Raw genomic sequence first — 9,817 nt, forward strand, 5'->3', positions numbered from 1 at the left:
AATGGGTGCAATGCTCGGTTATCAACGCCGGAGACGGTACCCATGCCCATCCCTCCCAGGCCCTTTTGGACATGATGACGATCCAGGAGGAAAAAGGCGGGTTTGAGGGGTTAAAGGTTTGCATTGTCGGCGATATTTCCCATTCCAGGGTGGCCCGGTCTAATATAGTCGGTTTATCCAGAATGGGGGCTCATGTAACCATCTGTGCGCCAGGGACCATGATCCCCGTCGGCATTGAACATATGGGATGTACCGTGGCCAGGGATATGGACGCCTGTGTGGCAGATGCGGATGTGGTAATGATGCTCAGGATTCAAAAGGAGCGCCAGGGGGGCAGCCTGCTTTTTCCAAGTGAGCGGGAATATGCCGCACTTTACGGGCTGAATCAGACGCGTCTGGCGCTGGCGGCAAAGGATGCTCTGATCATGCACCCGGGGCCGTTGAACCGGGGCGTTGAGATTTCAACCCTGGTGGCGGATGGGGAACAATCCGTAATTCTGGACCAGGTGACCAATGGGGTGGCCCTTCGCATGGCTCTTTTTTATCTGGTGGCAGGAGGCAGTAGAAATGCAGATTCAAATTAAAGGCGTCCGGGTCGTTGATCCGGGTAACATTGAAGGTATAAGGGATATCAGTATAAAAGACGGCCTGTTTGAGGCGGTGTCGGAACCGGGACAGTTGCCGGAAGTTGCCAAAGATGCCAGTGATGNNGCCAGGAATATAAAGAAACCATAGAGACAGGATTAAAGGCTGCGGCTGCCGGGGGGATCACGGCTGTCTGTGCCATGCCCAATACCAAACCCGTGAACGACAATGCCCAAGTTACCGCCTTTATCCTCTCCCAGGCCAAAAAGGCAAATGCCTCCAGGGTATATCCGGTGGGGGCCATTTCCAGAAATCTTGAAGGAGAAAAGCTCAACGATATTGCGGATATGAAAAAAGCCGGGATCCGGGCCGTGACCGATGACGGTATGCCGGTGACCGATTCCCAGCTCATGAGGCGGACCCTGGAATACTGCAAATCCTTAGGATTGCCTGTGCTTGTTCACGCTGAAGACAAGCGACTTGCCGATGGCGGATCCATGAACGAAGGTCTGCCTGCCACGGTGATGGGGATAAAAGGGATTCCCAATGCTGCCGAATCCGTCATGGTGATGCGCGATATTGCTCTGGCTGAACTGACGGGCGCCAGGGTGCATTTTTGCCACATGAGTACGGCCCAGTCCATTGAGGCCATCCGTGCGGCCAAGGCAAAGGGGCTGCCGGTCACCTGTGAAACCGCCCCCCATTATTTCACCCTCACGGATGCGGATATGCCTGCCTATGACACCAATTTCAAGATGAATCCGCCCTTGCGCAGTGACAAGGACCGGGCAGCCATTATTGAGGGGCTGACCGACGGCACCATTGACATGATTGCCACGGACCATGCCCCCCATGCCGAAGATGAAAAACAGGTGGAATTCGACCTTGCCGCATTCGGTATTGTGGGGCTTGAAACCTCCCTGGGGCTAAGCCTGGCGCTTGTGGCCCAGGGCCATTTGACCCTGGCGCAGCTGGTGCAAAAAATGGCTAAAGCTCCGGCAGATCTCATGGGGATCAACAACGATATTGTGCCGGGCAACCCCGCGGATCTCACCCTGATTAATATGGATGCCGGCTGGACCGTGGATCCAAATTTATTTGTCAGCAAAGGACGCAATACGCCTTTTGCCGGTCGCAGGCTTACGGGTGCTGCTGTTTTGACCATTGTTGGCGGCCGGATTATTTACGCTATGGATGATTAGAATTTTCATGGCCCTTACCTTTCCCTTTGTCCAAAAATGCGATTTTTTTAAGGAGGTCCTTCTTGACAAGCAAAGACCAATGTAGTAACATTGCTACATTCTATGGGAAGGAGGTCAATATGAGTATTACAACAATTTCCAGCCGAGAATTAAATCAAGACATAGGTCGTGCAAAAAGAGAGGCTAAAAAAGGTCCGGTGATCATTACAGATCGCGGTAGACCTTCTTACGTCCTTATAACGGTTGAGGAATATCAAGTGCTCACAGGGACGCAACAAAGTATTCTTGATTTACTGGCTATGCCTGGTTTAGCGGATACAGACTTTGATCCTCCCCGTTTAAAAGACTCTCTTTGCCAAGCGGCGGATTTGTCCTGATGTATTTACTTGATACGAATGTACTCTCTGAACTTAGGAAAGCAAAAACCAATAAGATAAACAAAGCCGTCGAAGCTTGGGCAGGCAATGTACCTGCTTCAAACCTGTATTTATCGGTTATTACTGTTTTAGAAATAGAATTAGGGGTGCTTCTAAAAGAGAGGAAAGATCCTCGGCAGGGAAATATACTTCGTGTTTGGCTCAACGATCATGTAATACCGACATTTAGAGCACGTATTCTTGCTGTTGACACATCAATAGCCGTGAAATGTGCGATATTGCATGTTCCTGAGCCTAAATCATACCGCGATTCTCTTATTGCTGCGACGGCTATAGTACATAAACTGACAATTGTAACAAGGAATGTGTCAGATTTTATTCAGACAGGTGTTAATATAATTAATCCTTGGGACGCATAGCATGACTTTAGCAGAAAAGCTTAAATAGTAGATTTTTTAGCCCGCTCTTATGAACGTGGTCCGGCCCCTATTTTATTGGGGATTCTAAACATTGAGTATTTTATTTCACCATGAAGGACATGAAGAGCATGAAGAATATATACCTGGAAATCAATCTTCATGTCCTTCATGCTCTTCATGGTTTTAAATCGACCAGGGATTGCCCGGGATAGGACGCAATGGCAGACACACACAGCATTCTGGTGGTGGATGACGAACTGAGCATGCGCCAGTTCCTGGAGATGCTTTTGTCCCAAAAAGGGTATCAGGTCACGCTTGCCAAAAACGGCAAGCAGGCACTGGGCAGTATTAAGCAGAAAAAATACGATCTGGTGCTTACCGATATCCGTTTAGACGACATTTAAGTTAGTTGATTTGCAGGAACTATTTTACCGTGCTTGAGAGAAGTTCCGATGTAAACCAAAGGAATTATGTTATAATGGAAATAAGCAAGACACTTGAGCAAATTATGGCTTTGGTCAAGCGTAGAGAAGTGATGATATCAGATCATGGATATGATGAGCTTGCTGAAGATGCAATTTCTGTAAATGATATTATGTCAGGTGTCGCTAACGGAATAGTCGTTGAGGATTATCCCGATTATTTTAAGGGCTCTTGTGTTTTGGTTTTACAAAAAGACCGTCAAGGTAATCCCATCCATGCAGTATGGGGAATACCTAAAGGTTCTTCATCGCCTGCTGTTTTAGTTACTGCATACAGACCAGATCCAAATAGGTGGTCAAATGATTTGATGAGGAGAAAACAATGAAAAAAAGAGATCATCAAAAATTAATTCATGAAGGACAGTATGTAGCTAAGGTTAACATTGAGCTGATTGATACTGACGATGGTTGGTCACCTTATTTGTCACTTGATGACGCATTAAAGTTGGACGATGTTCGCGATGCTCTAAGAAGAGGGGATGTAAAAACCGCCACTCAACTTGCAGATGTTTTTATCCTTACCCCTGTAGCTGTTTAATCATGGTGGAGAATCATTTGATAGCAACTTCCGAAAGAGAATTTATCGACAATGACTTCAAATCCTTGGAGGTGGTTTTACGTTCGAACATCAAGCCCGAAAAAGCATTTTAATTTTATGACATTGAGATTGTATGGGCTTAGTAAGTATAAAAAAAAGATTAAAACAATGATTGAGGAACCCGAGTAATGATAATCCAATTGGCACATAAAATAGAACTCGATCCTACCAATATACAGCGTGGATACTTTATTCGTGCTTGCGGGACGGCTCGGTTTACTTGGAATTGGGCACTTGCTGAATGGAACCGTCAATATGAAGAAGGATTGAAGCCATCGGGGTTGGCGTTGAAAAAGGCGTTCAATGAGATCAAAAAAGAAGAATTCCCGTGGGTTTTCGAGGTTTTGAGAGATGCCAATAGTCAGCCATTCAGCAATTTACAAACAGCGTTCAATAATTTTTTTAAACGAAAGATTTCCCGATTGCATTACCGGATATCGTGTATCCGCCACGATGCGCTTCATAAGCTCACGTCAATGCTTGCCCGGAAATTTTCCGTTGTCGTGATCGAGGACCTGAACGTCAGTGGAATGCTGAAAAACGGAAAGTTGGCAAAAGCGATATCCGACATGGGGTTTCATGAATTCCGTCGCCAACTGGATTACAAGGGGCAAATTTCAGGCACTAATGTGATCATTGCAGATCGATGGTTTCCCTCTTCAAAAAAATGTTCTGAATGTGGTGAAATTCATCGTGAACTCACCCTGTCGGATCGAACATTTGTATGTCCGACGTGCGGATTCAAACTGGATAGAGATGAAAACGCCGCCCGGAATCTGGAAAAATATCCGATTTTAATGGCAGCATAAAATAATAATACCGTAGGTTCTACGGGATTTTAAGCCTGTGGAGAGGGAATAAGACCTAAGCAGTTTGTTCGAGCATACTCTATGAAACAGGAATTTCTCATCATTCACACCCAATGGGTAAGAATGAGTAAGAAGAAAGGAACAGACAAAATGATTGTCAATGTGTCAGAAGCAAAAGCAAAGCTCTCCAAATTGATAGATATGGCATACCAGGGTGAGGAGGTTATTATAGCCAAAAATAATCTTCCCTTGGTCAAGCTGGTAGCCCACAAAATGAAGTCAAAACGCAAGTTGGGCCAAATGAAAGGGCAGATAATTATACCCGATGATTTTCTGGAAGAAGACGAGGAGGTCAATGTCATGTTTTATGGAGAGGAAGAATGAGAATCCTCGTGGATACCCATATCTATTTATGGATGCTATCCTGTCCTGAGAAACTGTCCGATGCCAGACGTTATGAGCTTGAATCATCAGTAAATGAGGTATTTTTCAGTTCAATCAGTATAGCCGAACTCATGATAAAACATTCCATCGGGAAAATTAATATCACTTTCAATCCCTTGGAAATGGCTATGGAAATGGGACTTGAGACATTGAATTTCACAGGGGAAGATGCTTTACTTTTAAAAAGTCTTCCATTTTTTCATAAAGATCCATTCGACCGAATGCTGATTGCACAATCCATGACAAACAAGCTGGCCCTGATGTCGGACGATTCAAAAATTAAAAAATATGATTGTAAATTGATTTAGTGTATGACATTGATCAGGCATTAACCCGGGATAGGACGCAATGGCAGACGAACACAGCATTCTGGTTGTCGATGACGAACTGAGCATGCGCCAGTTTCTGGAGATGCTTTTGTCCCAAAAAGGGTATCAGGTCACGCTTGCCAAAAACGGCAAGCAGGCACTGGGCAGTATTAAGCAGAAAAAATACGATCTGGTGCTCACCGATATCCGTTTAGGCGACATTACCGGCCTGGATGTGTTGCGGGCCGTGAAAAAGGAGCACCCGGATACCGTGGTGATCATGATTTCCGCCTACTCTACAACGGAAATCGCTGTGGAGGCAATGAACGAGGGGGCTTACGATTTTGTGCCCAAGCCCTTTGATAATGATGAACTTTGCGCCACCATTGCCAAGTCCCTGGCCCTTTTGACCCTGGAGCAGGAAAAGGCGTACCGGTCAACTGAACTTAAAAGCCATCTGCATTTTAACCGTATCATCGGCAACAGCCCGGGCATGCAGGCGATTTACCAGCGGGTCCGCCAGATCAGCCCCACCAAGACCAATGTCCTGGTCACCGGTGAAAGCGGGACAGGCAAGGAGCTTATCGCCCGGGCCATCCACGATAACTCTGAGCGCAAAGATAAGCCCTTTGTGGTGGTCAACTGCGGCGGGATTCCGGAGACGCTCATGGAGAGCGAATTTTTCGGTCATGTTAAAGGATCATTTACAGGGGCTGTGGCAGACAAACAGGGATTGTTTGAGGCGGCCAATACCGGCACTATTTTTCTGGATGAAATCGGGGAACTCTCCACATTTCTGCAGGTAAAACTCTTGCGTGCCGTCCAGGAAACCCGGTTCAAGCCCGTGGGCGGCACCCGGGAAATTGACGTGAATGTAAGGATTATCTCTGCTACCAATAAAAAGCTGGAGCAGGAGGTCATCGACGGCAATTTCAGGGAAGATCTCTTTTTCCGGCTTAACGTCATACCCATCAAGGTGCCGCCGCTGCGGGATAGAAAAGGGGATGTTGAATTACTGGCCGCCCATTTCGTTGAGAAATACTCGAAAAAATTGGGCAAGGATATCGTAAAGCTGTCGTCCTATGCCATTGATTTTTTGAACCAGTATTCCTTCCCCGGCAATGTCAGGGAGCTTGAAAACCTGATCGAGCGCTCTGTCGCACTCTCTTCAACCAATATCATTCTGCCCGAAAGCCTGACCATCTCCTCGCATAAACGTCGGCGCTGGATAGAGGGCATTCAGAATAATCGCTATGACCTGGAAGATGTGGTATCCGGTGTGGATCTGGACAAGATCATGTCCGACATTGAAGGCGCATATGTCAAAAAAGCCATGGAAGTTTGCCAGGGTAATAAAAGCAAGGCAGCAGAGCTTTTAAATTTAAGCTTAAGATCTTTCAGGTATCGCCTGGATAAAACCATGCCGGACAAAAACGAATCCGGGGATGGTGATGCGGAGTAAGGGAGTCAGGGTTGACATTTTTTGTCAATCGGATCACCTTTTTTGTTAAATTTCAGCGAAAAATCGTTTTTAATGTCTGATGGTATTTGGGTTCGTTAAAATAAATCCTTTTTAAATTAAGCAGTTGTAAATAAATATAAGTTTTTTTTGTTCTGGCACTGCTGTTGCATTAATCATTGTCATTAATGAAAATAAAAAAAAGTTTGTCACATCATTTAACCTAAAAAAAGGAGAGTAAAAAAATGACAAAACTTATCAGAAACAACCAGAAAGGCTTTACCCTGATCGAACTGATGATTGTTGTGGCCATCATTGGTATCCTGGCTGCCATTGCCATTCCGCAATTCAGTGCTTACAGAAAGAGAGCGTGGGTTGCAACCATCAACAGTGATGTCAAAAATGCATATACCGCATCTGTCACTTTGATTGCCGATACACCAGCTTTGGCCGCAATGGATCTTGCCGCTTTGCAAGGTGCCGGTTATACGCCATCCGCTGGCGTAACAACTTCTGTCGCTTTTACGGACGTAAGCAATTATGTAATTTCAAGCCAGGGCCTTGCTACCTGGGCTCTGACTACAGATACCGCTACAATTAACCAAGATGGTACGCTGACAGTTGCAGCACCATAACATGTCACTCATAAATTAGTACTGCTGAATTCGGGAAACACGATAGTTAATTATCAAATAGAATTCTGACCCGAGGGAATTCTGGGGACAAGGGAATTCTGGGGACAAGGGAATTCTGGGGACACAATAGTTAATTATCAATTAGAATTCTGATCTCGGAAATTAAAGGGGGGCTCTTGGGGGCCCCTCTTTTTTGTTTGCCAAATTCGGGATACATAATATATTGTCGTTGACAATTTTTACATAATTTGCCATAAAAATCAGCATGCTAAAGCTAATAATTATGTATCGTATACTCCGAATTAGTCTTTTTATCCTTTTAACTCTGTCGCTTTTTTTTTCAATTCAAACACTTGATAAAAAGTATCCCAGGCAGGCGGTTGAGTCATTTTTATATTTGCCGTCGGGGACCTTCTTAAAAGGGGCGGCGCTGGGGTATGATGAGATGCTTTCGGATCTGCTCTGGATCAAGGCGATCGGGTATTTTGGCGGACAGATCCGAACGGATCGCAACTATACGTGGCTGGCCCATCTCCTGGATGTGGTAACCACGCTGGATCCGTTGTATCAATACCCCTATGAATTTGGCGGAATCGTTTTGGCCGCTGAAGTGGGGGAGGTAGACAAAAGTATTGCGCTGCTTAAAAAAGGGATGAAAAATGTTTCCCGGAATGATCCCCGGTACTGGTATTTCCCTTTCTTCCTTGCCTATGATTATATGTATCATAAAGATGATTATCTCACTGCTGCTCACTATCTGGAGCAGGCTGTAAAATTTCCCCAAAGCCCTGCATATTTGCCACGTCTGGTGGCCAGGCTTTATGCCAATGCTGATTCTCCTGAAGTCGCTGTTACTTTTTTACAAGAGATGATCAAAGCCACAGAAAAACAGGATTTGAAAGAGCGTTTGGTCGAACGGCTTCATCAGGTGATCCATCGGGCCAATATGAAGATACTTAAACAGGGGGTTGAGGCTTTTTACCTCAAGTTTCAGAAGTATCCGGCATCCATAGAGGAACTGCTTACTGCTGGTATTATTCCCGACATGCCGGTTGATCCCAGGGGCGGGACCTATTATATTTCCAAAGAGAGCCGGACGATTGAGAACACAATACCTGAAGAAGATTTGGAAGTGCATATCAAGAAAAAAGAACAGCCCCGGGCAGATGACTTGCCTTTGCCCATGCGGGTTCCGGAAGAAAACTGAAAAGGAAGATACCTGTGACAGATTCAATCGCAATTGATATTAAAGGATTAACCAAAAGTTTTTCCAACGGCTGGCTGGGAAAAAAACAGGTGCTCAATGATTTGAATTTTCAGATCCTGGACAATGAAGTGTTTGGCTACTTAGGCGGCAACGGCGCCGGCAAGACGACGACATTCAAGCTGATGCTCGGCCTGATCCGTCCGGACAAAGGGGAGATCTCTTTTTGGGGGTGTTCTGCAAAGGATAGAATCAGCCGGGCCATGATCGGATATTTGCCGGAGCAACCCTATTTTTACGCATATCTTACGGGTGCCGAGGCCCTTGATTTTTATGCCAGCCTGTTTGATATGACGGGCACTGAACGCAAAAAAAAGGTCGGCTATTTGCTGGATCTTGTGGGGCTGACCCATGCCGGGGATACCCAGCTGCGCAAATTTTCCCGGGGCATGCTCCAGCGCATCGGTATTGCCCAGGCCCTGGTCAATGATCCGAAACTGCTGATTTTGGATGAACCCATGTCAGGCCTGGACCCCATGGGTCGAAAAGCCATGCGCGACATTATCCTCTCCTGCCGGGACCAGGGAAAAACCATTATTTTTTCCTCCCACATCATTTCGGATGTGGAGATGATTTGTGACCGGGCAGGCATCCTTGCCAATGGGGAACTTAAAAATATCATCACCATGGACGATGCCATATCGTCTAAGGATTCCACCTGGGAAATTTCCTGTCAGGGGGCATCCCTGGATCTGTCAGGCATTAAGGAACAGGGCGCCATCAAACAGGTGGTCCGTGGAAACCGGCATATTATTTCAACAGGAAAAAAAGATATCGCAGACCGGGTAATGACAGAAATTAACCGCCAAGGTCTGGGCCTTGTCTCCTTTTCAACGGCACGCAAAAGTATAGAAGAGATTTATATACAAAGTGCGGGACAAGAGATCCTTCCTGCAGGCAGTCAACAGGACAAATATTCATGAACAAAGTTCTGGCCATCGGCCTTAATACATTTAAAGAGTCTATCCGGGATAAAATTTTTTACAGTCTTTTATTTTTTGCCGTCATTTTAATCTTATTTTCGATTGTGTTAGGCAAGCTGACCATTGGCGATCCCATGAAGATTATCAAGGATTTTGGGCTTGGCGCCATATCCATCGGCGGGACCCTTATCGCCATTTTTGTTGGCATTGGTATGGTGTACAAGGAGATGGAAAAGCGCACCATTTACATTATTCTTTCCAAACCGTTGGCCCGGTGGCAGTTTCTCATGGGCAAATATTTAGGGCTAAGCT

At 45.7% G+C, this 9,817-nt stretch carries 14 protein-coding genes and 1 pseudogene; all 15 read left to right on the plus strand.

Annotation, left to right across the window (positions count from 1 at the left end):
- A partial coding sequence (locus tag B3D59_RS08690; RefSeq protein WP_414646528.1) for an aspartate/ornithine carbamoyltransferase family protein occupies positions 1 to 584 on the plus strand: 584 nt, incomplete at its 5' end.
- A pseudogene (locus B3D59_RS08695) lies at positions 568 to 1,787 on the plus strand (dihydroorotase). The gene B3D59_RS08690 and the pseudogene B3D59_RS08695, both read left to right, overlap by 17 nt.
- Positions 1,788 to 1,906: 119 nt before the next feature.
- The gene (locus B3D59_RS08700; protein ID WP_286819032.1) at positions 1,907 to 2,164 is read left to right on the plus strand and encodes a type II toxin-antitoxin system Phd/YefM family antitoxin; all 258 of its coding nucleotides are present in this window, start codon (positions 1,907 to 1,909) and stop codon (positions 2,162 to 2,164) included.
- Positions 2,164 to 2,583: a type II toxin-antitoxin system VapC family toxin gene (locus tag B3D59_RS08705; protein WP_286819034.1), complete on the plus strand. Its 420-nt coding sequence runs from the start codon at positions 2,164 to 2,166 to the stop codon at positions 2,581 to 2,583. The genes B3D59_RS08700 and B3D59_RS08705 overlap by 1 nt, the downstream gene beginning before the upstream one ends.
- A 218-nt stretch (positions 2,584 to 2,801) precedes the next feature.
- Positions 2,802 to 2,987, plus strand: a complete 186-nt coding sequence (locus tag B3D59_RS08710) for a response regulator (protein WP_286819035.1) — start codon at positions 2,802 to 2,804, stop codon at positions 2,985 to 2,987.
- A 74-nt stretch (positions 2,988 to 3,061) separates the two neighbouring features.
- Complete coding sequence (locus tag B3D59_RS08715; RefSeq protein ID WP_286819038.1) at positions 3,062 to 3,391, plus strand: DUF4258 domain-containing protein; 330 nt, start codon at positions 3,062 to 3,064, stop codon at positions 3,389 to 3,391.
- Positions 3,388 to 3,603, plus strand: coding sequence for a hypothetical protein (locus tag B3D59_RS08720; RefSeq protein WP_004072014.1), 216 nt, complete (start codon positions 3,388 to 3,390; stop codon positions 3,601 to 3,603). Before B3D59_RS08715 ends, B3D59_RS08720 begins: the two co-directional genes overlap by 4 nt.
- Before the next feature lie 188 nt (positions 3,604 to 3,791).
- Positions 3,792 to 4,472, plus strand: a complete 681-nt coding sequence (locus tag B3D59_RS08725; RefSeq protein WP_286819040.1) for an RNA-guided endonuclease InsQ/TnpB family protein — start codon at positions 3,792 to 3,794, stop codon at positions 4,470 to 4,472.
- A gap of 81 nt (positions 4,473 to 4,553) precedes the next feature.
- The gene (locus B3D59_RS08730; protein WP_286819043.1) at positions 4,554 to 4,856 is read left to right on the plus strand and encodes a type II toxin-antitoxin system Phd/YefM family antitoxin; all 303 of its coding nucleotides are present in this window, start codon (positions 4,554 to 4,556) and stop codon (positions 4,854 to 4,856) included.
- Positions 4,853 to 5,224 carry a type II toxin-antitoxin system VapC family toxin gene (locus tag B3D59_RS08735; RefSeq protein ID WP_286819046.1) on the plus strand — a complete coding sequence of 124 codons (372 nt, stop codon included), beginning with the start codon at positions 4,853 to 4,855 and terminating at the stop codon, positions 5,222 to 5,224. The genes B3D59_RS08730 and B3D59_RS08735 overlap by 4 nt, the downstream gene beginning before the upstream one ends.
- Positions 5,225 to 5,264: 40 nt before the next feature.
- Entirely contained in the window at positions 5,265 to 6,686 is a 1,422-nt protein-coding gene (locus B3D59_RS08740; protein WP_286819048.1) for a sigma-54-dependent transcriptional regulator, read from the plus strand.
- 242 nt (positions 6,687 to 6,928) lie between these two features.
- Positions 6,929 to 7,318, plus strand: coding sequence for a prepilin-type N-terminal cleavage/methylation domain-containing protein (locus tag B3D59_RS18320; protein ID WP_349676880.1), 390 nt, complete (start codon positions 6,929 to 6,931; stop codon positions 7,316 to 7,318).
- 283 nt (positions 7,319 to 7,601) lie between these two features.
- Complete coding sequence (locus tag B3D59_RS08750; RefSeq protein WP_286819049.1) at positions 7,602 to 8,525, plus strand: tetratricopeptide repeat protein; 924 nt, start codon at positions 7,602 to 7,604, stop codon at positions 8,523 to 8,525.
- A gap of 14 nt (positions 8,526 to 8,539) precedes the next feature.
- Positions 8,540 to 9,505 (plus strand): ABC transporter ATP-binding protein, encoded by a 966-nt coding sequence (locus B3D59_RS08755; protein ID WP_286819052.1) that lies wholly within the window; start codon positions 8,540 to 8,542, stop codon positions 9,503 to 9,505.
- A partial coding sequence (locus B3D59_RS08760; RefSeq protein WP_286819053.1) for an ABC transporter permease occupies positions 9,502 to 9,817 on the plus strand: 316 nt, incomplete at its 3' end. The genes B3D59_RS08755 and B3D59_RS08760, both read left to right, overlap by 4 nt.

Origin of the sequence: Desulfobacter sp. UBA2225 (assembly GCF_002348205.1) — a bacterium.
GTDB classification, from domain to species: Bacteria; Desulfobacterota; Desulfobacteria; order Desulfobacterales; family Desulfobacteraceae; genus Desulfobacter; species Desulfobacter postgatei.

Coding starts and splice junctions, on each gene's coding strand:
- B3D59_RS08700 (WP_286819032.1), top strand. CDS start 1,907: ATGAGTATTACAACAATTTCCAGCCGAGAATTAAATCAAGACATAGGT.
- B3D59_RS08705 (WP_286819034.1), top strand. CDS start 2,164: ATGTATTTACTTGATACGAATGTACTCTCTGAACTTAGGAAAGCAAAA.
- B3D59_RS08710 (WP_286819035.1), top strand. CDS start 2,802: ATGGCAGACACACACAGCATTCTGGTGGTGGATGACGAACTGAGCATG.
- B3D59_RS08715 (WP_286819038.1), top strand. CDS start 3,062: ATGGAAATAAGCAAGACACTTGAGCAAATTATGGCTTTGGTCAAGCGT.
- B3D59_RS08720 (WP_004072014.1), top strand. CDS start 3,388: ATGAAAAAAAGAGATCATCAAAAATTAATTCATGAAGGACAGTATGTA.
- B3D59_RS08725 (WP_286819040.1), top strand. CDS start 3,792: ATGATAATCCAATTGGCACATAAAATAGAACTCGATCCTACCAATATA.
- B3D59_RS08730 (WP_286819043.1), top strand. CDS start 4,554: ATGAAACAGGAATTTCTCATCATTCACACCCAATGGGTAAGAATGAGT.
- B3D59_RS08735 (WP_286819046.1), top strand. CDS start 4,853: ATGAGAATCCTCGTGGATACCCATATCTATTTATGGATGCTATCCTGT.
- B3D59_RS08740 (WP_286819048.1), top strand. CDS start 5,265: ATGGCAGACGAACACAGCATTCTGGTTGTCGATGACGAACTGAGCATG.
- B3D59_RS18320 (WP_349676880.1), top strand. CDS start 6,929: ATGACAAAACTTATCAGAAACAACCAGAAAGGCTTTACCCTGATCGAA.
- B3D59_RS08750 (WP_286819049.1), top strand. CDS start 7,602: ATGTATCGTATACTCCGAATTAGTCTTTTTATCCTTTTAACTCTGTCG.